This is a genomic window from Kitasatospora sp. NPDC051914, from assembly GCF_040680995.1.
Taxonomy (GTDB): Bacteria; Actinomycetota; Actinomycetes; order Streptomycetales; family Streptomycetaceae; genus Kitasatospora.
The window spans coordinates 16,837-43,225 of sequence record NZ_JBFAXX010000030.1 but is presented as its reverse complement, the minus strand read 5'-3'; the positions used below and the strand labels follow the sequence as shown (position 1 = coordinate 43,225).

Here is a 26,389-nt window from a genome sequence, read left to right as displayed (position 1 = left end):
GGCCTTCCTCGATCGGGGAGACGTCGGGTGCGGGGTCAGTGCGCGCGAAGGACGGCGCAGCCGCCGGGCGGCAGTTCGCGCAGCGGCCCGTCCGTGAGCAGGTCGTGTCCCGGCCGGGGCAGCGCGACGGCCTCGTCGCGGTGGTTGAGCAGCAGGTGCCAGCTACGGCCGTCGGCGGCACGGCGGGTCACGGCTTCGACGCCCGGCGGCAGACCGGACAGCTCGGGGGAGACCTTCGCCTCGGAGAGCAGGTGGCCGACCAGGGCGGCGTAGCCGGTGTCGTCGAGGCGGGTGGACAGGTACCAGCCGCGGCCGCGGCCGAAGTCGTGACGGGTGAGAGCCGGGCTGCCGGCCAGCATGCCGTGGGTGTAGGCGGCGAGCGTTTCGGCACCTTCGGTGCGCAGGGACTCGCTCCAGGAGCCGGCCGTCGAGCCGTCGGAGAGCGTGATCCGCTCGTCCTGGCGCAGCGGGCGGTACTCCTCGACCCGTATGCCGAGCGCCTCGCGCAGCGGGGCGGCCGGGTAGCCGCCGAGCCGGGCGTGCAGGCGCTCGTCGACCATGCCGCTGAAGTGCTGCACCAGCAGGGTGCCACCGGCGGCGACGTAGTGTCGCAGGTTCTCGGCGCCCGCGTCGGTGAGCAGGAACAGGGCGGGGGCGAGGACCAGCCGGTAGCGGCTCAGGTCCTGCTCGGGATGCGCGAAGTCGGTGGTGACACCGGCGTCCCACAGCGCCCGGTGGGCGCCGCGCAGTGCGGCGAAGTAGTCCAGCTCGGACGACGGGAGCCCGTCCACGCGCATGGCCCACCAGGCGTCCGAGTCGTGCAGGACCGCCACCTCTGCCCGGACGGTGGAGCCGGCGAGTTCGCCGAGCCGGGCGACGGCCTCTCCGGCCGCCGTGACCTCGCGGAAGATCCGGCTGTCCGGACCGGCGTGCGGGACCATCGCCGAGTGCCACTGCTCGGCGCCGGCCCGGGACTGGCGCCACTGGAAGAACAGGGCGCCCTCCGAGCCGCGGGCGATGTGGGCGAGCGAGTGGCGCAGGATCTCCCCCGGCTCCTTGGCGAGGACGCGGCCGCCGGCGTAGACGGTGCTGGTGCCCTGCTCCATCAGCAGCCAGGGAGCTCCGGCGGCGATCGAGCGGGCCCGGTCGGCGTCGAAGGCGGCATGGGCGGCGGCGTCGAGGCCGGGTGCGCCGGGGTAGTGGTCGATGGCGACCAGGTCGACCTCGCGGCCGAAGGCCCACAGGTCCAGGTTCTGGTAGCCGGGCACCATGAGGTTGGTCGTCACCGGCAGGTCGCTGTGGACGCGGATCGCGTCGCGCTGCTCGCGGTAGGCGGCGAGGGTCTCGTCGGACCAGAAGCGGCTGAAGTCCAGTGCCTGGCCGGGGTTGCGGTGCCACTGGCTGTCGCGGGGCGGCAGGATCTGTTCCCAGGACGTGTAGCGCTGGCTCCAGAAGGCCGTGCCCCAGGCCTCGTTGAGGACGTCGAGGGATCCGTGCCGGGCACGCAGCCAGACCCGGAAGGCGGCGGCGGTGTGGTCGCACAGGCAGAGCGTCACGTACTCGTTGTGAACGTGCCACAGGGCGAGCGTCGGGTGGTCCCCGTAGCGTTCGGCGAGGGCGCCGGCGATGCGGCGGGCGGCCCGGCGGTAGGCGGGGGCGGTGAGGCAGTAGGTGTCCCGGCTGCCGTGGGTCAGGCGGGTGCCGTCCGGGCGGACCGGCAGGGCGTCGGGGTGGGCGAGGGTGAACCAGGGCGGCGGTGAAGCGGTCGGGGTGGCGAGGTCGACGGCGACGCCGTTGGCGTGCAGGCGGTCGAGGTGGGCGTCGAGCCAGTCGAAGTCGTACCGTCCCTCCTCGGGCTCCAGCAGGGCCCAGGAGAAGACGCCCACGGTGGTGAGGTTGACCCGCGCCCGGCGCATCAGTTCGTCGTCCTGCTTCCAGACCTGCTCGTCCCACTGCTCGGGGTTGTAGTCCCCGCCGAAGGCGAGGCCGCCGAGTCGGTCGGTGAGCCGTCGGATGTCCATCTGGGAACCGTCCTTCCGGGAGCGGTGTCACGTACGGCGCGGGGCCGCGGCGGTGCTTTCGCGGACCACCAGTTCCGGTGGCATCAGGAGGAGTCGGTCCTCCGGCCGGTCACCCGCTGCGGTCGCGGCGATCCTCGCCATGACCTGCTCGACGGCGACCTGTCCGAGGTCCTTCTGCGGGCCGGTCACCGAGGTGAGCCGGGGGGAGTGCTGCTCGGCCATCGGGTCGGGGCAGACGGCGATGACGGAGGCGTCCTCCGGCACGGTCCGCCCGCTGGCGCGCAGCAGGGTGAGCAGTGGGCCGATGGCGGCCTCGTTCTGCACCACGAACCCGGTGGTCTCCGGGCGGTCCGCGAGGATGCGTGCCAGGGTGCCCGCGGTGCTCTCGTAGCTGCCTTCGCACGGTCGGTGGAGGAAGCGCAGGTCGCGCCGCTCGGCGCGGGCACGGAAGCCGTTCAGGGTGCGTTCGGCGTAGCCGGCGTGCCGCCGGTAGACGCCGCTGCTGTAGCCGATGAAGGCGATGTCGCGGTGGCCGAGGTCGGCCAGGTGGTCGGCGCACAGGGCGCCCGCGGTGGCGAAGTCGTGGTCGGCGCAGGAGAGGCCGGTGGGATCGTCGGGCAGACCGATGAGGGCGGCCGGGATCTGCTCGGCGCGCAGGACCGGGACGCGGTCGTCGTCCAGTCGGACGTCCATGAGGATGACGCCGTCGGCGAGTCCGGTGGCGGCGACCCGGCGGACGCCTTCGGGCCCCTCGTTGTTGGTGAGCAACAGGACGTCGTAGCCGTGTTCGCGGGCGGCCACGGTGACCGCGATGGCGATCTCCATCATGGTGGGCACGTGCACCTCGGGGTGGAGCGGCACCACCAGGGCGATGACGTGCGAGCGCCTGCCTGCCAGCGCCCGGGCACCCGCGTTGGGGTGGTAGCCGAGTTCCGTGACGGCCTGCTCGATGCGGGTCCTGGTCCGGTCCGCGATCGGCCGCTTGCCGCTGAGGGCGTAGCTGACCGTGCTCGACGAGACGCCGGCGTGTCTGGCCACATCGGCGAGTGTCACCATCGCTGTTTCCTTCGTAGGGGTTCCGGTGGCGGCTCAGCCCTTGATCGCGCCGGTCAGGACGCCGGTGCGCAGGTGCTTCTGCACGAACGGGTACACGATCACCAGCGGCACCAGGGTGAGGACCACGACCGCCATCTGGAGTGACAGCGGGGCGGTCTGGGCGTGGGCGCTGCCGAAGCCGGAGTTGACCGAACCGGGCAGGCCGTTGCCCCGGTTGACGTACGTGAGCAGCACGTACTGCAACGGCCACTTCTGGCTGTCCGTCGGCATGTAGAGCATCACGTTGAAGAACGAGTTCCAGTAACCCACGGCGTAGAACAGCGCGGTGACCGCGGTGACGGCGCGCGAGGTGGGCAGGACGACGGACCACAGGATCCGCCAGTCGCCGGCGCCGTCCATCCGGGCGGCGTCGATCAGTTCGGAGGAGGTGTCCTGGTAGAAGGCGCGCAGCACCAGGATGTTGAAGACGGAGACCGCGCCCGGCAGGATCAGCGCCCACCACTGGCCGTAGCCGCCCAGTCCGGTGACCACCAGGAAGCTCGGGATCAGGCCGCCGCCGACGAACATCGTGACGATCAGCAGCATCAGGATGAAGCGGTGCCCGAGGGAGCGCGACCGGGACAGGCCGTAGGCGCACAGGACCGAGACGGCCATGGACACCGCCGTTCCGACCACGGTGATGCCCAGGCTCACCATCAGTGCGGTGACGACCGTCGGGTCGCTGAGCATCTGACGGTACGTCTCGATGCTCAGGCCGTCCGGCCAGATCACCAGACCGCCGGCCCGGTTGACGGCACCGGGCGTGGAGAAGCTGGTCAGCACGATGATCCAGAGGGGGACCATGATGACGGCGAGCGTCGTCCCGAGCGTCAGCCCCTTGGCGGTCCGGCCGACGGCGGTGGGCGGCTCCTCCCAGGGCGGGCGGGCGGGGCGGGCCCTGCGCCGGGTGGTACCTGCTTCCCGGCCGCGCCGCTCGCGCCGGGAACCCATGGTGAGTGTGTTGGTCATTTTCGGTACAGCCCGTCCTCGCCGAAGGCGTGTGCCAGCTTGTTGGCGCCCCAGATGAGCAGCAGCGAGACCACGCTCTTGAAGAGCCCGGCCGCCGCACCGTAGCTGTAGCCGCCGGTGGCGATGCCGTAGTAGAAGGAGAAGGTGTCCAGGACGTCCGCCGCCTCGTGGCCGACCGCGTCGCGCTGGATCAGGAACTGCTCGAAGCCGACGGACAGCGCGTTGCCGAGGCGCAGGACCAGCATCAGGACGATCACTCCGCGCAGCCCCGGCAGCGTGATGTGCCACATCCGCCGCAGCCGCCCCGCGCCGTCCGCCGCCGCGGCCTCGTACAACTCGCTGTTGATCGCGCTCAGTGCCGCGAGGAAGACGATGATCCCCCAGCCGGCCTCCTTCCAGATCGCCTGGGAGGTGACCAGCAGCGCGAAGGTGTGCGGGTTGGTCATGATGTCCCAGGTGCCGATGTCGTGCTGGCGCAGGAACTGGTTGAGCACGCCCGCGCCGCCCAGCATCTGCTGGAAGATGGTGACCGCCAGCACCCACGAGAAGAAGTGCGGCAGGTAGACCACGGACTGGAAGAGGTTGCGGATCCGTTCGCTCACCACCGAGTCGAGCAGCAGGGCGAGGGCGATCGGGACCGGGAAGAAGAGGATCAGCTGCACGAAGCTCAGGTACAGCGTGTTCCTCATCGAGGCCCAGAACGCCGGGTCGCCGAACAGCTGCCGGAACTGGTCGAAGCCGACCCAGTCGCTGTGCCAGACCCCGACCAGCGGGTCGTACTCCTGGAAGGCGGTGACGATGCCGAACAGCGGGACGTAGTTGAACACCAGGAGCAGGGCGACCGCGGGCACCGTCATCAGCAGGAGCGACCTGTCGCGCCGCAGTCTGATCCGCCAGTTGAGCCGCGCGGTGCCGGCCGGTCGCTGCGGTGTCGCGGTGCTCACTGGCCGGTGCCGTACTTGTCGAGGACGTTGTCGGTCATCCACTGCTTGAGCCGATCGCCGGGACCGGACCGCCAGCCGGAGATGGCGTCCTGCACCTCGGAGACCTTCTTCTTGCCGTGGTAGCAGTCCTTGATGGTGTCGTTGACGCTCTGCGCTGCCGAGGCCGAGGCGATCGCCTGGGGCATGGTGAAGTTCATGCCCCAGAAGGGCGGCTTGGTGAGGTACTTGACGTTGGCGGCCGACCAGGCCGCGTAGTCCTTGGTGACCTGGTCGCCGCCCGGGTTGCTGATCACGGAGGCGGAAGCGGCCAGGAACGGGAAGGCCGTCGCCTGGACGTCCTTCTTGCCCTCGTCGGTGAAGGTCGGCACGCCGTTGACCCGGGTGTGGTGGACGCCTTCGACACCGAAGTTGACCAGGGTGTACTCGGCGGTGCCGTAGGGGGCGGCCAGGTAGTTCGCGACGGCGAGGAGTTCCTCGATCTGCGCGGGCTTCAGGTCGGCGTTGAGGTAGCTGATCATGCTGGCGGAGGCACCCATGTAGATCACCGGCGTGCCCTTCCCGCCGGCGGTGATGGCGTTGAGGGCGCCGCGCCGGTAGTTCGGGTCCGCGGCGGTGCCGGACTGGTGGTCGGCCAGGTTCCAGGCGCCCAGTCCGCCGCCCCCGATGAGCGCCTTGCCGCTGTAGAAGCGGGTGGAACCGTTGGCGTTGTCACCGGCGAGCGCGTCCGGGTGCATGTAGCCGGCGGTGGCCAGGCGGTGGTGCCAGTCGAGGGCCTCCAGGAACTCCTGGGTCTCGAACGGGTGGACCAGCTTGCCGTTGTCGACCTTCCAGTTCATGGGGACGCCCCAGCTGAACTGGAGGTAGGTCCACACGTCGTCGAAGGCCCACACGCCGCGCTTGGCGTCGGTCAGCTCCTTGCCGAGGTTCATCAGGTCGTCGGCGGACTTCACCTGGTCGGCCGTGATGCCCCGGGCTTCGAGGATGTCCCGGCGGTAGAAGGTGGCGCCGGGGATGCCGAAGCTGGTGGAGAAGCAGGGGATCCCGTAGAGCTTGTCGCCCCAGACCCCGTTCTGCCAGGCACCGGTGGGGAGGGCAGCCAGGTTCGGGTACTTCTTGATGTTGTCGCCGGACAGGTACGGGGTCAGGTCCGCGAGCTGGCTGCCGACCAGTGCGCCGGTGTTGAACTTGGCGTTCCACCAGGCCGGCAGGTTGATCCAGTCCGGCAGCTTCTTGGCGGCGGTCATCGTCGGGACGATGGTGTCGTAGGTGTTCCCGTCCGCGGGCTTGACGGTCAGCTCGACCCCGAGCGCTTTGTTCATCGCCTGGAAGAAGGAGTTGCCGGCCGGCGGGTTGGTGCCCCACAGCGGGGTGACCGCCGTGTAGCTGCCGCCCTTGCCCGGGACGCCGGAGACGCTGGCGGGCGGGGAGACGGGGTAGGAGAGGTAGGCCGGGTCGGTCGCGGCGTCCGGTCCGCCCTGCACGGAGGCGATGTCCGGCTTGACCGCGTTGGCGTTCGGCACGTGGGCCGGCAGCGCCGCCTTCAGGCCCTCCTTGGTGTTCGCCCCGGCCTTCTTTGCGGCGCCGCCGCCGCAGGCGGTGAGCAGCGGTGCCATCGCTGCGGCTCCCGCGACCGTGACAGCGGCGCTCAGGAAGCTCCTTCGGTCCAAGTCAGATCTCATGGCGCGTGATCCCTCTCCGTCGAGGTGTCAAAGCGTCGAAGCGCTTGAATGTTGCGGCGAGACTAACGACGCGTTTCCGATTGGGCAAGTGCCTGAACAAATGCAAAATCCCTTGTTTGCAGGGCAGTTGACAGCGGGCTTGATGCGTGTCAGCGTCGAAGCGCTTCGACGAACGGCCATCGCGCCCTGCCTGTCCGAAGGGTCCCCCGTTGACTGCTCCCGCCATGTCCGCAGCTCAGCTGCTCCCGTTCCGTGATCCCGCGCTCCCCCTGCGCAAGCGCATCGACGACCTGCTGGGGCGGCTCACGCCCGAGGAGCGGACCGCGATGCTGCACCAGTACGCGCCGGCCGTACCACGCCTGGGCATCGCCGCGTTCCGCACCGGCAGCGAGGCGCTGCACGGCGTCTCCTGGCTCGGTGAGGCGACCGTCTTCCCGCAGGCCGTCGGTCTCGGCGCCAGCTGGGACGAAGCGCTGCTGCGCCGGGTCGCCGAGGCGGTCTCCGTCGAGCTGCGCGCCTTCCACCACCACCGCCCGCCGGCCGTCGCCGCCGACCGCGGCCCCAACAGCCTCCAGGCCTGGGCCCCCGTGCTCAACCTGCTGCGCGACCCCCGCTGGGGGCGCAACGAGGAGGGCTACTCCGAGGACCCGGTGCACACCGCCCGGCTCGGCGAGGCGTACTGCCGCGGCCTGGCCGGCGACCACCCGGCGTACCTGCGCTCGGCGCCGGTGCTCAAGCACTTCCTCGCCTACAACAACGAGGACGACCGCTGCTTGACCTCGTCCGGCCTGCGCCCGCGGGTACTGCAGGAGTACGACCTGGCGGCCTTCCGCCCGGTGGTCGCCTCCGGCGCCGCGACCGGTGCGATGGCCGCCTACAACCTGGTCAACGGCCGTCCCTGCCACGTCAGTCCGCTGATCGCGGACGAGCTGCGCCGCTGGGCGCGGGGTACCGGGCACGAGCTGTTCGTGGTCAGCGACGCCGAGGCCCCGTCCAACCTGGTCGACCCCGAGCACTACTTCGACGACCACGCCGAGGGCCACGCGGCCGCGCTCAAGGCCGGCATCGACAGCTTCACCGACCACGGCGAGGACAGCGAGACGGTCGTCGGCCGGCTGCGCGAAGCCCTGGAGCGCGGCCTGATCTCGCAGGACGACATCGACGGCGCGGTCCGCCGCCAGCTCGAAGTGCGCTTCCGCCTCGGCGAGTTCGACCCGGAGCTGGACCCGTACGCGGGAATCGGTCCGGAAGTGGTCAACTGCGCGGAGCACCGCGAGCTCGCCCGGCACGCCGCCGCGGAGACGACCGTGCTGCTCAAGAACGACGGCCTGCTCCCGCTGGGCCTCGCCCGCACCCCGCGGATCGCCGTGATCGGCCCGCTCTCCGACACGCTGTGCGAGGACTGGTACAGCGGCACCCTGCCCTACCGGGTCACCGTCGCCGACGGCCTCACCGCCGCACTCGGCGCGCACGGCGGCGAGGTCGTCCGGGTGGAGGGCAGCGACCGGATCACGCTGCGCTCGCGCACCACCGGCGAACTGCTCGGCGGCGCCGCGTTCGACGTGACCGACTGGGGACGCTCCAGGCTGACCCTGCGCGACGCCGGGACCGGCCACTACCTCTGCCTCAAGGACGACGCCACCCTGGTCGCCGACACACAGGTGATCAAGAGCTGGTTCGTCCAGGAGACCTTCCACCTGGAACCGGCCGAGGACGGCACCGTGCTGGTGCGTTCCGTCTTCACCGGCCGCTACGCCGCCGTCGACCCGGCCGACGGCCGGGTCACCGTCACCGCCGACAGCGCCGAGGACGCCGAGCGCTTCCAGCGCGACCTGCTGCGCGACGGCACCGCCGAGGCACGGGCCGCGGCCGAGGACGCCGACGTCGCCGTCGTGGTGCTCGGCAACCACCCGCTGATCAACGGCCGCGAGACCGAGGACCGCGTCGACACCGCCCTGCCCGCCGGGCAGGAGGCACTGCTGCGCGCCGTCGCCGCCGTCCGGCCGCAGACCGCGCTGGTGGTGATGAGCAGCTACCCGTACGCCGTCGACTGGGCCGACGCCCACCTGCCCGCCGTGCTGTGGACCTCCCACGGCGGCCAGGAGACCGGCCACGCGCTGGCCGCCGTACTGCTCGGCGACGCCGAGCCCGCGGGGCGTCTCCCGCAGACCTGGTACCGGGGCGACGACACCCTGCCGGCGCCGCTGGACTACGACATCATCAAGGCCGGCTGGACCTACCAGTACCACCGGGCCGCACCGCTCTACCCGTTCGGCCACGGCTTGTCCTACAGCGAGTTCGCCCACCGGGACCTGCGCCTGTCGGAGGCCTCGATCGAGCAGGACGGCGCCCTCGAGGCCACCGTGACGCTGGCCAATACCGGCCGTCGGACCGGCAGCGAGGTGGTCCAGCTCTACGTCCGCGCCCTGGACGCCCGCTACCAGGCGCCCCGGCTGCGCCTCGCCGACTTCGCCAAGGTCCGCCTGGAGCCGGGCGAGAGCCGCGAGCTGGCCTTCCACCTGCCGGCAGACCGGTTCGCGCACTGGGACGTGGCCACCGGCGCCTTCACCGTCGACCCCGGCGGGTACGAGATCGTCGTCGCCCGCTCGGCCGAGCACGAGGTGCTCACCGCGCCGCTCACCGTCACCGGACCGGCGCCGCAACCCCGTTCCATGGTCGAACGCCGCATCCTGGCGGTCGACTTCGACGACCACGCGGACAGCACCCTGGTCGACGTCACCCGCACCGACGGCGACGCCGTCACCCCGGCCGACCCGACCCGGCCGGCCGTGCTGCTCTTCCGCGGCGTCGACCTCTCGGGTGCCGTCCGGGTCGAGGCGGAGACCGCCCGGGAGTCCGTCGGCACCGGCGAGGCACGGCTGGAGTTCCGGGCCGGCGGCCAGCTGCTTGCGAAGATCGACGTCCCGGTCACCGGCGACCGCTACGGCTGGACCACGGTCGGCACCGACCTGTCGGCCCCGCTGGTCGGCGTCCACGACCTGCGGCTGACCCTGCACGGCGGGGTGCGCCTGGCCGCCTTCCGCTTCGGGGCGGCCCGTACGGCCGACTGAGGACCGTCGCGCCACGGCGGCCCGCCCATCGGATGGGCGGGCCGCCACCCGTACCCGGACCGGTGTCCGAAGCCGCGAGGCGCGCCCGGTGCCGCAGCCGTTCCAGTCCGTCCACCCCGCCGCCCGGAGGCGGCCCCATGTCGCTGCTCATCTCCCACCACACCAGCTCGTCATCGCTCCACCCGGAGGACGTCCCCATGCCGCTCACAGACTTCGGAATCGACGAACTCATCCGATACCGACCTGAGTTGACCGCCCCGAAGGACTTCGACGCGTTCTGGGAGCGCACCCTGGCCGAGGCCCGCTCGGTCGGCGGCGAGGTCAAGGCCGAACGCGTCACCTCCCAGCACCTGCTGCACACCGTCGAGGTCGACGACGTGCGCTTCCCCGGCTGGAACGGCGAGCCGGTCGCCGCCTGGCTGCTGCGCCCGCGCGGCGCGGACGGACCGCTGCCCGTCGTCGTCAGCTACCAGGGCTACTGCGGCGGCCGCGGCCTGCCCACCGAGCACCTGTTCTGGCCCGCCGCCGGCTACGCCCAACTCGTCGTGGACAGCCGCGGCCAGGGCCACGACACCCCGGACCGGACCACGGGCGACGGCACCCAGTGGGTCGAGGGCTTCATGACCCGCGGCATCGACTCACCCGAGAACTACTACTACCGGCGGCTGATCACCGACTGCGTGCGCGCCGTGGACGCGGTCGCGCAACTGCCCGGTCTCGACAGCGACCGGATCGTGGTGACCGGCGGCAGCCAGGGCGGCGGCCTCGCCCTCGCCGTGGCCGGCCTGACCGGGGACCGGGTCGCGGCGGTGATGCCGGACGTCCCGTTCCTGTGCCACTTCCGCCACGCCGCGCAGATCGCCGGGGAGGGGCCGTACCCGGAGATCGCCAAGTACCTGCGCTGGCACAGCCGGCACCGGGTCGAGCCGACCTTCGACACCCTCGACCACTTCGACGGCGTCCACTTCGCCCGGCGGGCCACCGCCCCCGCCCTGTTCAGCGTCGGACTGATGGATCCGGTCTGCCCGCCCTCCACCGTCTACGCCGCCTTCAACCGCTACGCGGGCGAGGACCGCACCATGACGGTCTGGCCGTTCGCCGACCACGGCGGCGGCTGCGGCTCCAACCCGCCCACCCAGCTCGCCTGGCTGCACGAGCGCGGCCTCGCGCCGGAGCGGTGACCGCCGTGACCCCCTGGGAGGAGCCGGACTTCCCCGCACTGCCCGCCGGGTTCCGCTTCGGCGCCGCCACCGCCGCGTACCAGATCGAGGGCGCCCACGACCTGGACGGCCGTGCCCCCTCCATCTGGGACACCTTCAGCCACACGCCCGGACGCACCCTCGGCGGCGCCACCGGCGACACCGCCTGCGACCACTACCACCGCTACCGGGAGGACGTGGCCCTGCTGCGCGGGCTCGGCGTCGACAGCTACCGTTTCTCGATCGCCTGGCCCCGCCTGCTGCCCCGGGGAACCGGCCCGGTGAACCAGAAGGGCCTGGACTTCTACGACCGCCTGATCGACGAGCTGTCCGCCGCCGGGATCCGACCCGCCGTCACCCTCTACCACTGGGACCTGCCGCAGGCCCTGGAGGATCGCGGCGGCTGGCGCGTCCGGGAGACCGCCGAGGCGTTCGCGTCGTACGCGGCCCTCGCCGCCGAACGCTACGGCGACCGGGTGGAGCGCTGGATCACCCTCAACGAGCCGTACTGCTCCGCGTTCGTCGGCTACGCCGAAGGCCGGCACGCCCCCGGCGTCCAGGAGGGCCGCGGCGCGCTCGCCGCCGCGCACCACCTGCTGGTCGCCCACGGCCTGGCCGTACGGGAGCTGCGCGCCGCCGGCGCCCGTGAGGTCGGCATCGCCCTCAACCTCGACCGCATCCACGCCGCCTCCGACCGCCCCGAGGACCTCGCCGCGCTGCGCCGCGCCGAGGTGCTGCACAACGACGTCTGGACCGAGCCGCTCCTCGCGGGACGCTACCCCGCGCAGGAGGACGAGACCTGGGCCGGTCTCGCCGACGGTTCCTGGCGGCAGCCCGGCGACCTGGAGGTGATCGGCGCGCCGCTGGACTTCCTCGGCGTCAACTTCTACCGCCCGATCACCGTCGCCGCCGCCCCGCACCGCACGGACGACCCCGAAGCGCGTACCGCCGTGGACATCGGCGTCACCGAGCTCGACCCGTACGGCACCCCGCACACCACCATGGGCTGGCCGATCGTCCCCGGCGCGCTCGCCGAGCTGCTGTGCGCCCTGCACGCCCGCTATCCGCAGCTGCCACCGGTCTGGATCACCGAGAACGGCGCCGCCTTCGAGGACGTGGCCCGTCCGGACGGACGCGTCCACGACCCGGAGCGGACCCGGTACCTCGCCGCGCACCTGGCCGCCGTCGCCGACGCGGTCGCGGCCCCGGTGGACGTCCGCGGCTACTACGTCTGGTCGCTGCTGGACAACTTCGAGTGGGCCCGCGGCTACCGGCAGCGCTTCGGCCTGGTCCACGTCGACTACGACACCCTGACCCGAACGCCCAAGGACAGCTACCACTGGTACCGGGGCCTGATCACCGCGCACCGCGCGCGGACGGAGGAATCCTCCCGATGAAGTTCACCGACGGCTACTGGCTGATGCGTCCGGGCTGCACCGCCCGCTACGCCGCCGAGGTCGCCGACGTCCGGGCCGAGGAGCACCGGATCACCCTCTACGCGCCGGTCAAGCACGTGCGCGGCCGCGGTGACACGCTCAACAGCCCGCTGCTGACCGTCGAATGCTGGTCCCCGGCCGAGGGCGTGATCGGGGTACGCACCACCCACCACGCCGGAAAGGTGCGGCGCGGACCGGAGTTCGCGCTGCCCGGCGCGCAGGACGGCAGCGGAAAGGTCCACCGGGACGGGGAGGTGGTGGAGCTCGGCGCCGGCGAACTGACGCTGCGCGTCGACACCTCGCAGCCCTGGCGCCTGGAGTTCACCGCCGGCGGCCGGGTACTGACCAGCGTCGGCGAACGCGGCACCGGCTTCGTCACCGACGCCGACGGCCGGCACCACATGCTGGGCCAACTCGCGCTCGGCGTCGGCGAACTGGTCTACGGGCTGGGGGAGCGGTTCACCCCGTTCGTCCGCAACGGCCAGGTGGTCGACATCTGGCAGGCCGACGGCGGCACCAGCAGCGAACAGGCCTACAAGAACATCCCCTTCCACCTGACCAACCGCGGCTACGGCGTCTTCGTCAACCACCCCGGGAAGGTCTCCTACGAGGTCGGCTCCGAGTCGGTCGGCCAGGTGCAGTTCAGCGTCGAGGACCAGACGCTGGAGTACTTCGTCGTCCTCGGCCCCACCCCCAAGCAGGTCCTGGAACGCTACACCGCGCTCACCGGCCGCCCCGCCCTGCCGCCCGCCTGGGCGCTCGGACTCTGGCTGACCACCTCCTTCACCACCGACTACGACGAGGCCACCGTCAACCGCTTCGTCGGCGGCATGGCCGAACGCGGCATCCCGCTCAGCGTCTTCCACCTCGACTGCTTCTGGATGCGCGAGTACCAGTGGTGCGACTTCGACTGGGACGCCGACACCTTCCCCGACCCGGTCGGCATGCTCTCCCGGCTCAAGCAGCAAGGGCTGCGGATCTCCACCTGGATCAACCCGTACATCGCCCAGAAGTCCGCGCTGTTCGAGGAGGGCATGCGGGCCGGGTACCTGGTGCGCAGGGCGGACGGCAGCGTGTGGCAGTGGGACCTGTGGCAGCCCGGCATGGCCCTGGTCGACTTCACCGACCCGGCCGCCCGCGACTGGTACACCGACAAACTGCGCACCCTGCTCGCGCACGGCGTGGACTGCTTCAAGACCGACTTCGGCGAGCGCATCCCCACCGACGTCGTCTGGCACGACGGCTCCGACCCCGAGCGGATGCACAACCACTACACCCACCTGTACAACCGGGCCGTCTTCGAGCTGCTGCGCGAGGAACGCGGCGAGGGCGAGGCGCTGCTGTTCGCCCGCTCCGCCACCGCCGGCGGCCAGCAGTACCCGGTGCACTGGGGCGGCGACTGCGAGTCCCACTTCAACGCCATGGCCGAATCCCTGCGCGGCGGACTCTCCCTCGGCCTGTCCGGCTTCGGTTTCTGGAGCCACGACATCGGCGGCTTCGAGGGCACCCCCACCCCCACGGTGTTCAAGCGCTGGGTGCAGTTCGGCCTGCTCTCCTCGCACAGCCGGCTGCACGGCAGCAAGTCCTACCGGGTGCCGTGGGACTACGGCGAGGAGGCGGTGGAGGTCACCCGCGAGTTCACCCTGCTCAAGCACCGCCTCGCGCCCTACCTGCAGCGCGCCGCCCAGCACGCGCACGCCACCGGCATCCCGGTGATGCGCGCCATGGTGCTGGAGTTCCCCGACGACCCCGCCGCCGCCACCCTCGACCGGCAGTACCTGCTCGGCGACGATCTCCTGGTCGCCCCGGTCTTCACCGACGACGGCACCGTCGAGTACTACGTCCCCGAGGGCACCTGGACCAATGTACTGACTGGGCATCAGGTCGACGGCCCCCGCTGGGTCAAGGAACGGCACGGCTTCCACACCCTGCCGCTGCTCGCCCGCCCCGACTCCGTCATCCCGCTCGCCGCCGACGACCAGCGCCCGGTCTCCGCCTGGGCCGAAGGCGTCGAGTTGCGCGTCCACGCCTTCGCCGACGGCGCCGAACGCACCGTCACCGTCCCGCGCAGCGACGGCGTCGGCGACGCCGCCCGCTTCCACCTGCGCCGCACCGGCGGCCGGCTCACCGTCACCACCGACAGCCCGCACCCGTGGCACGTGCGCATCGGCGGCCCGGACGGCCCCCTGCACACCCACCCGGCCGGCACCCCGGAGGCCCACCTCCCGTACCCGGCCTGAACCCCGCCTCCTGCACGTTCCCGTCCTCGTATTCGGAAGAGCCGCCATGGAGAGCCTGACCAAACGCCGGCTGACCGCCGACGAACTCGACACCCTGCTGCTGGTCGTCGAATGCGGCCCGCGGCTACCGGGGCGAGCACGTGTCGTTCTGCCGGGGCATGGTCGCCGAGGCCGTCGACCGCGTCCGGGCCCTGGGCTAGCCGCCGTGCGGGGAGCCGCGGCGCCGACCACGGGGCCGGTCGCGCAGCTCCCCGCCCGTGGTCGGCGTCCTCACCGTCAGCCGTGGTCGACCACGACCATCGCGTGCCCGTCCAGGCTGGTCACCCGCACGTGGACGTACTCGCCGTCGTACTGCCAGTGGAGCTCCTGCCCGGCCGGCTGCAGCCGCACCGCGCTCGGCTCGCCCGTGACGCGCACCGAGACCGGCACGTCGACCAGCGGGAACGGGTCGTGCACCAGGTCCAGCGCCGGGGTCTCCCGGGCCGGCACGAAGCTGATCAGGTGCACCACCGTGCCGGTGGGCGTACGGACCACGCCGGTCTCCAGGTGGACCGGCCCGCCGACCCGCAGCAGCGGATCGGGCAGCAGCCGGTCCAGCACCGCGCCGAGCAACTGTCGGTACGTCTCCACGCCGTGCTCGTGGAACGCCTCCAGCAGCGGCACGGTCACCGCGCCCACCCCGTCGGCGACCGCCGCGGCGACCTCGTCCGTGGGGTCGGCCGGCGGCGTGTACTGGTGGCCGCAGAACCGGTCCCAGCTGCGCGGGAAGTACGGCGCGACCACCGTGGCCAGCACCTCCGCGCCGGCCGCCGCCCGGGCGGACAGCCGGGCGCCGTAGCTGATCACCGGGAAGCCCTCCGGCGCGCCGGGGACGCCCCGGCAGGCGAGGAAGGACTCGCCCTCCGGGGCGGGCGCCAGCCCCTCGACCGGCAGGTCGGGGAGGGCCGGTTCGGTGCCGTTCAGCAGCGCCGCCCCGATCAGCAGCACCGCCCCGCCGCCGGTGCGGTACTCCTGGAGCCGGTCGGCGAGGGCGTCGTCGACCCGGCTGGTCTCCGGCACCACCACGGCCCGGTACCCGCTGAGGTCCGACTCGGGGGTGACCACGTCGAACTGCACCCGCAGCTGCTGCAGGGCGCGCACCGCGCCGATGATGCCCGCCCCGGGGTTGTCGCCGAACGCGGGGTCGGAGAGCAGTGCGACCTCGGTCTGCACCCGGCCGTCCTCGACGAACGGCTCGCACCGCTCGATGTGCCGGTAGACCGAGCCGATCAGCTCGTACACCGCGGGAGACAGCGCGCCGCGCGGGTGCAGCACGTCGCCGACGCCGCCGGTCAGCCCGTGGCTGAGCATCTGGCTGCACTCGTAGAGCAGCGCGGCCCGCGGCTTGAGGGCGGCGTTGTCGCCCCAGCTCTCGTGGAACCGGCCGGTGTGGCTCAGCGTCGGCAGCCCCATCGGCCGGACCAAGCGGGCCACGTACGGCAGGAAGGTGTAGCCCCAGCCGCCGGTCGGCAGGCCCTCGATCTCGGCGTGCCGGACGAACTTCCGCTCCTCGGCCAGCCGGGCCTTGGGCCGGCTGTTGAACCAGATGCCCTGGGCGGCGTCCGCCGGCAGCGCCTTCTCCACCATCGCGGAGTAGCGCGCCATGTAGTGCTGGGCCACCAGGGTGGCGTAGCGCGACCGGTGGTCGGCGTCCGCCGGGTCCAGGCCCTCGCGGCGCATCCCGTCGATCGCCCAGCGGCTCGCGCTCGGCTGGTCCCAGCACATGTCGACGAAGATCCCGTCGACCGGGGCGAAGCGCCGCAGCACCTCGTCCAACTGGTCGGCGAAGTAGTCGGCGTACGGGCTGGACATGTCGAGCACGTGCCACCCGGCGTCGAAGGCGGAGGTGGTCCAGCGGTTGAGTTTCAGGTCCTCGCCGTGTCCGATCCACTCGGGGTGTTCCCGGGCGGCGTACTCGTCGACCTGGAGGGAGAGGTAGATCGGTGCGCGGATCCCCACCGCGTGCAGGGCGTCGATCTGCTCGGCCAGCAGGTCGAGGCCGGGGTCGAGGCCGGGGTGGCGCTCGGGCCGGTCGGTCGCGTGGTAGAGGCGGCCGTGGTGGCACTTGGCGAAGACGGTGACGCTGTCGACGGCGGCGTCCTTGAAGGTCCGTGCGAAGGCCGCCGGGTCGAAGTCCCGGCCGACGTCCGGGATGTCGGGGCCGGTGTGGAAGTCCAGGTGCACCGTGCGGCGCGGGAACCGGCTCGGGTCGGGCGGGGTGGGGCGGGACACGGCGTCTCCTTGCGTACGGGTACGGAAGTCGGGGCCCGCGGGCCGGCTGGCCTAGTCGCGGGGGAGGAGGCGCGGGCCGCGCACGCCGCCGTCCACGGCGAGGTCGGTGCCGGTGGTGGCACCGGTGTGCGGGCCGGCCAGGTAGGCGATGGCGGTGGCCACCCGCTCGGCGGTCACCGGGTGGCCGGTGCGGCTGCGGGCCTCCGCGGAGTCCCGGTCGGGGGTCGGCCCGGAGTCGGCGTCCGGCAGCGGATCCGAACCCGGCACGGTCAGGGAACCCGGGTCGACGCAGGTCACCCGGATGCCGTCGGCGGCCAGGTCGGCGGCCATGGTGCGGGTCATCGAGCGGACCGCGCCCTTGGACGCCGAGGACAGCACATGGGCGGGCAGCCCCTCGGCGGCAGCGACCGGGCAGGTGTTGACGATCGCCGGGGCCGGCGAGCGCCGCAGGTACGGCAGCGCGGCCCGGGTCGTGCGCATCACCCCGAGGACGCCGACCTCGAACATCCTGCGCCACTCCTCCTCGCCGCCCGGCTCGACACCGTCGCGGGCGCCGACGCCGGCGCAGTTGACCAGGATGTCGATGCCGCCCAGCAGTTCGGCGGCCCAGGCCACCCCGGCGCGGACCGACTGCTCGTCCGCGACATCGGCGTACGCCCGGACCAGCGTGGACGGGACGCCTTCCGGTCGCACGTCGAGGCAGGCGACCCGCGCGCCACGGGCCGCCAGCAGGCCGGCCGCGGCCAGTCCGATGCCCGAGGCGCCGCCGGTGACGACGGCCGCCAGGCCTGCGAAGTCGGGCTCACCCATGGCTGCTCCTCCTCAATACATAGGATGGATTTGTAGAAGGCGCGGCCGTGATCCGTCCAGAGGTTGCGGCGAACGAGGCCACAAAGTGCCAGTTTATAGGGAGAGTTGAGGCAGTGGCAGGCAAGGGGTTCAGCTGCTCGTCGTTCGGCATTCCTCCCCCAAACATAGGATGTCCTGTTGGCTTGTCGATGTGTCTCTCCATGACCGCGTTCCCACCCCCGTCCCTGCCGACCCGCTCTGGTACCGGCACCCCGCCGACGACTTCCTCGACGCGCTCCCGCTCGGCAACGGCCGGCTCGGTGCGATGACCCACGGAGGCATCGCCACCGAGCGGATCGACCTCAACGCCGACACGCTGTGGTCGGGCGGCCCGGGCCCCCGCGACCGGACGGGTGCCGCCGAGCACCTGGCCGACCACCGCAGGCTCTTCTGCGCCGCCGCGCTCCGCCTCCACGGCCCGGCGGCCGCAGCGGACCGCCCGACCGGTGAACGCCTCGCCGCCGCCAACGCCGGCGCCCCCGACCCGGGCCTCGCAGCCCTGCTCTTCGCCTACGGTCGCTACCTGCTGATCGCCTCCTCGCGGCCCGGCACCCAGCCGGCGAACCTCCAGGGCATCTGGAACACCGAGGTCGGGGCCCGGGCGGGGAGACGCCCGGGCCCGTACCGGCGGGCTTCAGCAGGCCGGTGGAGCCGATCGCCTCGACGAGCACGAGGCGCATCTCCCCGGCCGCCCTCTCCCGCGATGTGTGTGCTGACGATCGGCCCGAACCAACAGCGCCCGCCACCGCGACCGAACGGTCGCCGCCTGCGGCGGTGTGACCGTGGCGGTGGACGGACGCCACGGTCAGTGCCGGGCGAACTGGACCCGGGTGGGTTGGGCGACATCCGGTCTCACCGCGAGGCCGTCCACGGTCAGCTGTTCGCCGTAGATGTCCGTGATCCTGATCGAGGAGCCGCAGCCGTTGCCGTCGGCGGCGAGGAAGTGGTTGTAGTCGGTACGCGGCAGCTGCCGCCAGCCGCCGGCGGTCCGCACCGCCAGGGCGGCGACCGGATTCCGGTGGCCGATCACCTGGATGCCGCACCAGTAGCGGCTGGACCCGGTCTTGTACCGGACGGAGAGCGTGGCCGGTGCGGCGGCGGGGCTCAGCAGGCTCCAGGTGATCGGCAGCCGGCCGACCTTCAGATCGGCGAGCTTGGCGAACGCCTGCTGGCTGAGGTCGAGCTGCCCCGGCGCGCAGGGCAGCGGGCACTCGTTGACGATCCGCACCGTGATCGAGGCCCCGTTGGCGGCCCGGACCAGTACGTACGCGCCGCACGCCCGGGAGGACTCGTAGTCGGTGTGGTTCATCGCCGCGATCATCATGTCGGCGGACGGACCGTACAGGCAGGCACCATTGCCGTCGGCGGCTTCGTACGCGGTCGCCACGCCCTTGTAGCCGACGGCGGGGCGGATTCGCCCCGCCGCAGGTGCTGCCGGGGGAGTTGCGGACGCGGAACGCGGGCTACCCGATGCCGAGGCCGGGGCAGTCGGGGAGGCGGCGGAGACTGAGGCAGAGGCCGACGGCTGCGCCGAGGTGGTCGGCGCGCCGACCACCGGCCCAGCGGAGCCGGAACCCGCCGGATCGCCCGCCGGGGCCCCTGCCACGGCCGCACCGGCAGGTCGGCCGGTGTCGGCGCCGCTCCCGGGAAGCAGCGCGACGGCCAGGCAGGCCAGCGCTCCTGCTGCGGTCAACACCAGTGGAATGCCGACGGCTCGTCCGCGGTTCCGCGCGCGCCGCTTCCGCGGAGCGCCGTGCTTCGTCGTGCTCATGCTCGTCCGTTCGGTAGATCATGCCGCTGTTGCACATCCCAGTGGCCGCCGACGGCGAAAAGGTTGCCGTCGCGTGCGGACTCTCCCGCGAGAGATCAGCGAGGAGGCCGCCCACATCGGCACCACTCGCAGGTCGCCGCGGATGCCTGTCGGCCCGGACGCCTCGGGACTGCCACCGACCGCGCAGACCTGGCGCCCCGGGAACAGCACCAGCGGCACCGGTACTGGGGCGAGACGGCTCTGACCGACGTCGTCGGCGGTCTGCTCGCCGGTCGACGATGCGTCATCGACCCCCGAGCATCAAGACCTCCGCGAGGCCGTGCGCCCCGCGTACGACGCTCGCCACCTGGAGTCGAGTGTCTGCACGCACCAGATCGTCTTGCCGCTGGTGGTGTGCCGGGTGCCCCAGCCCTGGGTGAGCTGGGCGACGAGCATCAGGCCCCGGCCGCCCTCGTCGAAGGCGCGGGCCCGGCGCAGGTGCGGGGTGGTCTTGCTGGCGTCGGAGACCTCGCAGATCAGCGCGGTGTCACGGATCAGCCGCAGTCTGATCGGTGGCTCGCCGTACTTGACGGCGTTGGTGACCAGCTCGCTGACGACCAGCTCGGTGACGAACGCCTCCTCCTCCAGGCCCCAGGTGGCCAGTCGCTCGACGGCGAATTGGCGGGCGGGCGGCACCTGCGAGACGTCGGGCTCGACGTTCCAATCGGCGACGCGGTCGGGGGTCAGCGCGTGGGTGCGGGCGAGGAGCAGGGCCGCGTCGTCGGTTCGGTGGTCGGGGAGCAGGACGGCGATCGCCGTGCCGCAGAGGGCCTCCAGCGAGGTGGCCGGCTCGCTCAGGGCCCCGAGCAGTTCGGCGATCCCCTGCTCGGCGTCGCGTTCGCGGCTCTCCACCAGGCCGTCGGTGTAGAGGGCGAGCAGGCTGCCCTCGGGCACCTCGACCTCGGTCGGTTCGAACGGCAGCCCACCGATGCCGAGCGGCGGTCCGGGCTGTACGGACAGCGGGGTCCTGATGCCGTCCGCCGCGATGATCAGCGGCAGTGGATGGCCCGTGCTCGCCATGGCGCAGCGGCGGGAGACCGGGTCGTAGACGGCGTACAGGCAGGTGGCCCCGGATTCGCCCGTCGACTCGAAACGGTTTTCGGGCTGGAGGTCGTCGGGGTCGCCCTGGTCACCGGGGCATCCGGCGGCATCGGCCACGCCACCGCCCTGGAGCTGGCCCGCGAAGGTGCCTCCGCGGTTGCCTCGCTGTGACCGGTGGGCCCGTTGGTCTGCCGGAACGGGGAGCACCGTGCGGATGCCGCGCCTGCGCAGGTGGTCGCGGACGGCCCTCGACGAGTAGGCCCGAGCCGTCCTTTGCCGACTTTCCTGACGCGGTGTCATTCGCGGGTGGCGGGGATGTCGCCGTCGAACCAGGGCCGGGTGACGGTCAGGCGGTGTTCGGCGAGGCGGGCCGACCGGGCGGGGCCGGCGGGCGGTCGTACATCCGGCGGTCGCGGGACGGCTGAGCGAGCGAGCCGGCCAGCGCGAACATCGCACCCATCGACGGGGGCTGGGACCCGCAGACGGACGGTGTCCTGGTGGTCGCCGAATCACCCGTAGGAAGTACTCACGGTCACGCCTCCACCGGTGCGGCGACCTCGCCGGTGCGCCGGAGCTTCTGCCAGCGCAGTCGGCCACCGGTCATCGCGGTGATCGCGGACTGCAACAGGACGATGTACATCAGCTGTCGGTAGACCAGCTGCTGGGTCGGCAGGCTGATCAGGTGCCAGGGCTTCTCGCGGTCGAGCCGGAAGGCGTACAAGGACAGCACGGCCTGGATCAGCAGGAAGCCGCCGAAGCTGATGAGGGTCAGCCTGGCGTCCGCGAACAGTACGCCGTAGATCAGGAAGACGTCGACCAGCGGCGCCAGCAGCGGGGCGACCACGCCGAACATCACGACGATCGGCAGCCCGAGGCGGCCGAAGCGCCCGGCCGGCCCTCCGGCGGTGACGGCGCGGCGGTGCTTCCACATCGCCTGCATCGAGCCGTAGCTCCAGCGGTACCGCTGGGACCAGAGCTGCTGGAGGCTGGCGGGGGCCTCGGTCCAGGCGCGGGCGCGCTCGGCGTAGACGATCCGCCAGCCTTCGCAGAGCACCGCCATGGTGACGTCGGTGTCCTCGGCGAGGGTGTCGTCGCTCATCCCCCCGACCGCCTGCAGGGCCTCCTTGCGGAAGGCGCCGACCGCGCCGGGGATGGTCGGGATGATGCCGAGCATGTCGTACATCCGGCGGTCCAGGTTGTGGCCGAGGACGTACTCGATGTGCTGCCAGGCGCCGATCAGGGTGTCGCGGTTGCCGACCTTGGCGTTGCCCGAGACCGCGCCGATCCCCGGGTCGCCGAAGGGCTGGACCAGCTCGCGCACGGTGGCCGGCTCGAAGACGGTGTCGCCGTCCATCATCACGACGATGTCGTGCGAGGCGGCCGCGATGCCGACGTTGAGCGCGCTGGACTTGCCGCCGTTGACCTTGCGGATCAGCCGGACGAACGGCAGGTTCATCTCCTCGACGATGTCCGCGGTGCCGTCCGAGGAGCCGTCGTCGATGACGATGACCTCGATCGGGTAGTCACTGGCGGCCAGCGAGTTGAGGGTGTTGGCGATGCACTCGCGCTCGTTGTAGGCCGGGACGAGCACGGTGACCGGCTCGGTGACGGGTTCGCCCCAGGCGTCCTGCCGCTTGGCGCGGCGGGCGTGGATCGGAGCGAGGACCAGCATCAGCGCGAACCGGCCGAAGTTCAGGAAGCCGACCACGGCCAGTAGCGCGATCAGCGCCGGCAGGGTGCGCACGCCCAGCTGGGTGGCCCAGATGTAGCCCTTGCCCGCCCACAGCTGGAAGCCGTGCACCGGCGTGGTGGCGCTGGAGGCGCCGAGTGCCTCGGTGATGGTGGTGAAGCGGTAGCCGTCGGCCTGCAGTTTGTCGATGAGCACGCCGAGCGCCTCGACGGTCTGGGAGCGGTCGCCACCGGCGTCGTGCAGCAGGATCAGCTCGCCCGCACCGGGCTTGGCCGGCAACGCCTCCTTGACGATCGCGTCCACACCCGGACGCTTCCAGTCGTCGGTGTCGTGGTCGATGAAGGCGGTGACGTAGCCGCGGGCACCCAGGTACTTGATCACCGGGTAGCTCAAGTCGTCCAGCGCGGCCGAGTTGGACGAGTACGGCGGGCGGAACAGCGCGCTGTGCACCCCCGCGACGCCGGCCAGCGCCAGCTGGGTCTGGGCCATCTCCCAGTTGATCCGGGCGTGCGACTGGACCGCCAGGTCGGGGTGGGTGAAGCTGTGCAGGCCGATCTCGTGGCCGTCCGCCACGATCTTCCGGATCAGGTCCGGGTTACGGGCGGTCATGGCGCCGGTCACGAAGAAGTCCGCGTGGACGTTGCGGGCCGCGAGGATCTCCAGGATCTTCGGGGTCCACTCCTCCGAGGGGCCGTCGTCGAAGCTCAGGACCACGGTGCGGTCCGGGATGCGGTAGCTCACCGGATGGTCGTTCCTGCTGCCGCGCGCGTCGATGATCGGGCCGCCCTTGAGCAGATCCTGCGGCACGGTCGTCTTGTCGACCGAGTCGGCGATCCGGGCGTCGTGGAACACCTCGTTGGTGGCGAGGCCGCGCAGGACGATGAGCAGGAGCAGGCACGCCAGCAGGGACAGCGGCATGAAGAAGCGCAACGGCGGCGCAGCCAGTCGGCGCGGCCTCCGCAGGGACTGCCGGCGGCGCTGGTGGCGGGACAATGGCGCTCCTGGAGATGGGTGGTGCGGCGGTTCAGGGGTGCTTGGTCGACCGGCCCGAGGGCGTCCTGGGCGACGACGTCGACAGGGTGCCTAGACCGCGGGAGAGTGGAGCGAACGCTAGTGCACAAACCTGAATCGAATTGGGGTTGATGGGTGGATTTGGTCCGATCTGGCAGGGGGTTGTAATCGGATCGAAATGCCGGTCGGCGCGTACCGGAACGTAGGCGTGCACGCACCGTCGGCGTCGGACTCCGTCCCTCCGCATCCGGACGGGGGCGCGCCGGAGGGGCTTGCGCGCCCCGTTAGGATGACCCCCTCATCCGATCGGCGCGCACGTGCGATCGGTACGCCCCAAGGAGCCCGCGTGAGTCAGCCCCGCCGCATCCCTCGTCACCGCGCGTGGAGCGTGCTCACCCTCCCGACCCTGCTGTGCGTGCTCACCGCCTGTTCGAGCGGCCCGGCCTCCGGTGGCGGCGACGGCGCCGCGACGGCGAAGGGCGGGTCCGCGACCAGCGCCTCGCCGACCCCGACCGGCCCGCCGGGAACCCTGTTCGACAGCTTCCACTACGCCGGTCCCACCGACCCCGCGCTCACCGACCACGGCTGGGAGATCCGCACCGGCGAGGGCGGCCCCGGGATCAAGGACACGTGGTCCGACGCCGGCGCGAGCTTCCCCGCCGACACCACCGCCCAGGGCGGCCGGACCCTGCAGCTGCAGGCGTCCACCGACGGCACCCAGAAGGGCACCAAGCAGGTCGAGATCCAGAGCACCGGCGCCAAGCTCTTCAACGGCACCTTCGCCGCCCGGGTCTACCTCAGCGACAAGCCGGCCGGCGGCAAGAACGGCGACCACGTCGTCCAGACCTTCTTCCCGATCTCCGCCGCGGAGGACTCGGCGGACTACAGCGAGCTCGACTACGAGTACCTGCCGAACGGCGGCTGGGGCGCGCCGGGTCCGCAGCTCGACACCACCAGCTGGTTCAAGGCCGATCCGCCGGACCGGGTCACCAAGCCGCACAAGCGGCGCCTCGAGGGCTGGCACATCATGATGGTCACCGCCGTGGACGGGAAGGCCACCTACTCCATGGACGGCAAGGAGCTGTTCACCAGCACCGGCAAGTACGTCCCGCGCGAGAAGATGAACGTCCACTTCAGCAACTGGTTCATCGACCTGCTGCCGTCCCCCGGCGGACAGCGCACCTGGAACATGAAGATCAACTGGTTCTACTACAAGGACGCCGCGGCCGTCTCCTACGCGGACGTCCAGAAGACGGTGGACGGCTTCTACAGCGCCGGCACCGATTTCGTGGACACCCTGCCGAAGTCCTGAGCCCGGCCCGAACGGCGTAGGACGGGTCCGCCCCCGGCCCGTCCTGCGCCGTAGGCGCCCGGTCGGTGAGTGTTGTCAGCGTTGCAGCTCGATGGTGAGGACGGCCTTGGCCGCTGACGTCAGCCGGTTCGGGCTGCACCGGGTGCGGTGGAAGATTCGCCGGCGCTTGACCGTGGCCAGGCCGAATTCAACGCGACAGCGAAGTCGGGCGTGGGCCCGGTTCGGCGACCTTTGCCCGGCGCCGAGTTCCTCGCGGGGCGGGCGCCCGCTCCGAGAAGGCTCATTAATAACTGGCTTGGAGCCGGGTCGTCGGCGTCGGGCCACGACGGGGTGGCCCTTTCCTCTGCACCACTCGTTTCGGACGGTGATTGTCCTTCGGCACCTACCCGAGAGGCCGGTGAGCCGCCGCTGGAGAGATCCCTCGACCCTGTCCACCTCGCACAGCGGTTCGCGGCAGTACGGCCAAAGGGCAAGTGTCTGCGATGCTCCGGCGCGGCTAGGGGCACCAGCGTGGAGGTCGAACTCCAGCCCGCGTCACCGGCTTTGACCAGGCCGTAGCCGACGGCCAGGTGCCCGGGCGGGTGTCGGATACTGGCCGGATGGACAGCACCTCCATCCGGGACTCCTACGACGCGGTCGCAGACGTGTACGCGCAGGGCTTCACCGCCGATCTGGCCTCCAAGCCGTTGGACCGTGCCATGCTGACGGCCCTTGCCGAGCAGGTCCCGCACGAGGGCCTCGTTGCCGACGTGGGATGCGGTCCGGCCCAGGTGGCGTGCTTCCGGGCCGATCTGAGAGTTCCGGTCCTGGGGCTGGACGTGTCGCCGGGCATGGTGGAAGTGGCCCGGGCGCGTCGCCCCGGGCTGGACGTGCGGGTCGGATCGATGCTCGACCTTCCACTCGGTGACGGGGAGTTGGCCGGTGTCGTGGCGTTCTACTCGCTGATCCATCTCCAGGTCGAGGAGCGGCCGCTAGCCTATGCGGAGTTCGCCCGGGTGCTGCGGCCGGGAGGTCTTCTCCTTGCCGCGTTCCATGCGGGTCAGGAGGTTCGTCGTCTGGACTCCTGGCTCGACCGTCCGGTCGCACTCGACTTTTTCGCCCTGCGACCCGACGAGGTGAGCGCGGGTCTTGCTGCTGCCGGATTTGCGGTGGAAGCAACGCTGATACGAGGACCCTATCCGGGTGAAGCGGACACGGAGCGCGCGTATCTACTGGCCCGCAGGCTGGGGTGACCTGGTGATACGTGGATTGCTTCGATGACGGTGGTGCGGTGTTCGTAGCAGCGGGCCGGCCGCTGGCGCACGGTGATCTCATCCGGCAGCGGCCCAAGGCCCTACAGAAGATCCAGAGTTGGAGCGAGTGGATGTGAGTCGTGGCGGTTCGCACCGGCCAGAGCCCGCCCGAGCGGGATGCCGTAGCCGTCGGCCGTCCCGGAACGCTTCATGCCCTGTTCGCCACGGTCGACGGGTGAGCGTGCAGCCGCCTCGCCACTGCCGGGCGCCTTGGTGATCGCGCCATCCACCGCGATCTCGTCCAGGACGAGGCCGGCGATCCGGTCGGAGGCCTCCAGCGCGATCCGCTTCAGCCGGGCGAAAATACCCAGGCCGATCCACTCGTCGCGACGGTTGCGGATCGTGGTGGCCGAGGCAGCAGAGCGGCGAATTGGTCCCAGAGCGGTTCGGTCAGCCACGACGGCAGCGTAGGTACAGGTCTCCCAGGTGTTCACAGAGCGTCAGCAACTCCATGATCGG

Annotated in this window: 15 protein-coding genes and 3 pseudogenes; 7 read left to right on the top strand and 11 right to left on the bottom strand. The window is 71.7% G+C overall.

Translation table 11 applies throughout. The features are described 5' to 3' along the window. Nucleotides 1-35: 35 nt before the first annotated feature. From AB0M03_RS20880 to AB0M03_RS20860, 5 genes are read right to left on the bottom strand one after another with little or no spacing between them, the layout of a single operon-like run. Nucleotides 36-2,021, bottom strand: a complete 1,986-nt coding sequence (locus tag AB0M03_RS20880) for a beta-galactosidase (RefSeq protein ID WP_363493052.1) — start codon at nucleotides 2,019-2,021, stop codon at nucleotides 36-38. A gap of 27 nt (nucleotides 2,022-2,048) precedes the next feature. Then, nucleotides 2,049-3,077, bottom strand: coding sequence for a LacI family DNA-binding transcriptional regulator (locus AB0M03_RS20875; RefSeq protein WP_363493051.1), 1,029 nt, complete (start codon nucleotides 3,075-3,077; stop codon nucleotides 2,049-2,051). A gap of 33 nt (nucleotides 3,078-3,110) precedes the next feature. Then, a complete protein-coding gene (locus tag AB0M03_RS20870; RefSeq protein ID WP_363493050.1) occupies nucleotides 3,111-4,085 on the bottom strand; it encodes a carbohydrate ABC transporter permease in 975 nt (324 codons plus the stop codon). Then, nucleotides 4,082-5,029, bottom strand: a complete 948-nt coding sequence (locus AB0M03_RS20865) for an ABC transporter permease subunit (RefSeq protein ID WP_363493049.1) — start codon at nucleotides 5,027-5,029, stop codon at nucleotides 4,082-4,084. Before AB0M03_RS20865 ends, AB0M03_RS20870 begins: the two co-directional genes overlap by 4 nt. After that, nucleotides 5,026-6,642, bottom strand: coding sequence for a Tat pathway signal sequence domain protein (locus tag AB0M03_RS20860; protein WP_363493048.1), 1,617 nt, complete (start codon nucleotides 6,640-6,642; stop codon nucleotides 5,026-5,028). Before AB0M03_RS20860 ends, AB0M03_RS20865 begins: the two co-directional genes overlap by 4 nt. Before the next feature lie 290 nt (nucleotides 6,643-6,932). Here AB0M03_RS20860 and AB0M03_RS20855 point away from each other — a divergent pair, with 290 nt between their 5' ends. The 4 genes from AB0M03_RS20855 (at nucleotide 6,933) to yicI (ending at nucleotide 14,654) form a co-directional block, all read left to right on the top strand. After that, on the top strand, nucleotides 6,933-9,779 hold the full coding sequence (locus AB0M03_RS20855) for a glycoside hydrolase family 3 C-terminal domain-containing protein (protein ID WP_363493047.1): 2,847 nt from the start codon (nucleotides 6,933-6,935) through the stop codon (nucleotides 9,777-9,779). A 197-nt stretch (nucleotides 9,780-9,976) separates the two neighbouring features. Further along, the gene (locus tag AB0M03_RS20850; RefSeq protein WP_363493046.1) at nucleotides 9,977-10,960 is read left to right on the top strand and encodes an alpha/beta fold hydrolase; all 984 of its coding nucleotides are present in this window, start codon (nucleotides 9,977-9,979) and stop codon (nucleotides 10,958-10,960) included. Continuing rightward, entirely contained in the window at nucleotides 10,957-12,375 is a 1,419-nt protein-coding gene (locus tag AB0M03_RS20845; RefSeq protein ID WP_363493045.1) for a GH1 family beta-glucosidase, read from the top strand. The genes AB0M03_RS20850 and AB0M03_RS20845 overlap by 4 nt, the downstream gene beginning before the upstream one ends. Beyond that, complete coding sequence (yicI, locus tag AB0M03_RS20840) at nucleotides 12,372-14,654, top strand: alpha-xylosidase (protein ID WP_363493044.1); 2,283 nt, start codon at nucleotides 12,372-12,374, stop codon at nucleotides 14,652-14,654. The genes AB0M03_RS20845 and yicI overlap by 4 nt, the downstream gene beginning before the upstream one ends. A 276-nt stretch (nucleotides 14,655-14,930) precedes the next feature. Here yicI and AB0M03_RS20835 read toward each other — a convergent pair whose 3' ends face one another. After that, nucleotides 14,931-16,925, bottom strand: coding sequence for an alpha-L-fucosidase (locus AB0M03_RS20835; RefSeq protein WP_363493043.1), 1,995 nt, complete (start codon nucleotides 16,923-16,925; stop codon nucleotides 14,931-14,933). 51 nt (nucleotides 16,926-16,976) lie between these two features. Next, entirely contained in the window at nucleotides 16,977-17,735 is a 759-nt protein-coding gene (locus AB0M03_RS20830; RefSeq protein ID WP_363493042.1) for an SDR family oxidoreductase, read from the bottom strand. Between the two features lie 169 nt (nucleotides 17,736-17,904). Between AB0M03_RS20830 and AB0M03_RS20825 the strand changes: the two are divergent. Continuing rightward, nucleotides 17,905-18,357: pseudogene (locus tag AB0M03_RS20825) on the top strand (glycoside hydrolase N-terminal domain-containing protein); the annotation flags it as partial. A gap of 222 nt (nucleotides 18,358-18,579) precedes the next feature. Here AB0M03_RS20825 and AB0M03_RS20820 read toward each other — a convergent pair. From AB0M03_RS20820 to AB0M03_RS20810, 3 genes and pseudogenes are all read right to left on the bottom strand, one after another. Beyond that, nucleotides 18,580-19,161: an expansin EXLX1 family cellulose-binding protein gene (locus tag AB0M03_RS20820; protein WP_363493041.1), complete on the bottom strand. Its 582-nt coding sequence runs from the start codon at nucleotides 19,159-19,161 to the stop codon at nucleotides 18,580-18,582. A 684-nt stretch (nucleotides 19,162-19,845) separates the two neighbouring features. Then, a pseudogene (locus AB0M03_RS20815) lies at nucleotides 19,846-20,697 on the bottom strand (ATP-binding SpoIIE family protein phosphatase); the annotation flags it as partial. Nucleotides 20,698-21,157: 460 nt separating this feature from the next. Next, entirely contained in the window at nucleotides 21,158-23,233 is a 2,076-nt protein-coding gene (locus tag AB0M03_RS20810) for a bifunctional polysaccharide deacetylase/glycosyltransferase family 2 protein (RefSeq protein ID WP_363493089.1), read from the bottom strand. A gap of 439 nt (nucleotides 23,234-23,672) precedes the next feature. Here AB0M03_RS20810 and AB0M03_RS20805 point away from each other — a divergent pair, with 439 nt between their 5' ends. Then, on the top strand, nucleotides 23,673-24,638 hold the full coding sequence (locus tag AB0M03_RS20805; RefSeq protein WP_363493040.1) for a hypothetical protein: 966 nt from the start codon (nucleotides 23,673-23,675) through the stop codon (nucleotides 24,636-24,638). Nucleotides 24,639-25,237: 599 nt separating this feature from the next. After that, a complete protein-coding gene (locus AB0M03_RS20800; protein ID WP_363493039.1) occupies nucleotides 25,238-25,870 on the top strand; it encodes a class I SAM-dependent methyltransferase in 633 nt (210 codons plus the stop codon). A gap of 104 nt (nucleotides 25,871-25,974) precedes the next feature. Here the strand turns inward: AB0M03_RS20800 and AB0M03_RS20795 are convergent. Beyond that, nucleotides 25,975-26,336 (bottom strand): annotated as a pseudogene (locus tag AB0M03_RS20795) (IS5/IS1182 family transposase); the annotation flags it as partial. Nucleotides 26,337-26,389 lie beyond the last annotated feature (53 nt).

Coding starts and splice junctions, on each gene's coding strand:
- AB0M03_RS20810 (WP_363493089.1), bottom strand. CDS start 23,233: ATGCCGCTGTCCCTGCTGGCGTGCCTGCTCCTGCTCATCGTCCTGCGC.
- AB0M03_RS20880 (WP_363493052.1), bottom strand. CDS start 2,021: ATGGACATCCGACGGCTCACCGACCGACTCGGCGGCCTCGCCTTCGGC.
- AB0M03_RS20830 (WP_363493042.1), bottom strand. CDS start 17,735: ATGGGTGAGCCCGACTTCGCAGGCCTGGCGGCCGTCGTCACCGGCGGC.
- AB0M03_RS20850 (WP_363493046.1), top strand. CDS start 9,977: ATGCCGCTCACAGACTTCGGAATCGACGAACTCATCCGATACCGACCT.
- AB0M03_RS20855 (WP_363493047.1), top strand. CDS start 6,933: ATGTCCGCAGCTCAGCTGCTCCCGTTCCGTGATCCCGCGCTCCCCCTG.
- AB0M03_RS20860 (WP_363493048.1), bottom strand. CDS start 6,642: ATGGCACCGCTGCTCACCGCCTGCGGCGGCGGCGCCGCAAAGAAGGCC.
- AB0M03_RS20800 (WP_363493039.1), top strand. CDS start 25,238: ATGGACAGCACCTCCATCCGGGACTCCTACGACGCGGTCGCAGACGTG.
- AB0M03_RS20870 (WP_363493050.1), bottom strand. CDS start 4,085: ATGACCAACACACTCACCATGGGTTCCCGGCGCGAGCGGCGCGGCCGG.
- yicI (WP_363493044.1), top strand. CDS start 12,372: ATGAAGTTCACCGACGGCTACTGGCTGATGCGTCCGGGCTGCACCGCC.
- AB0M03_RS20875 (WP_363493051.1), bottom strand. CDS start 3,077: ATGGTGACACTCGCCGATGTGGCCAGACACGCCGGCGTCTCGTCGAGC.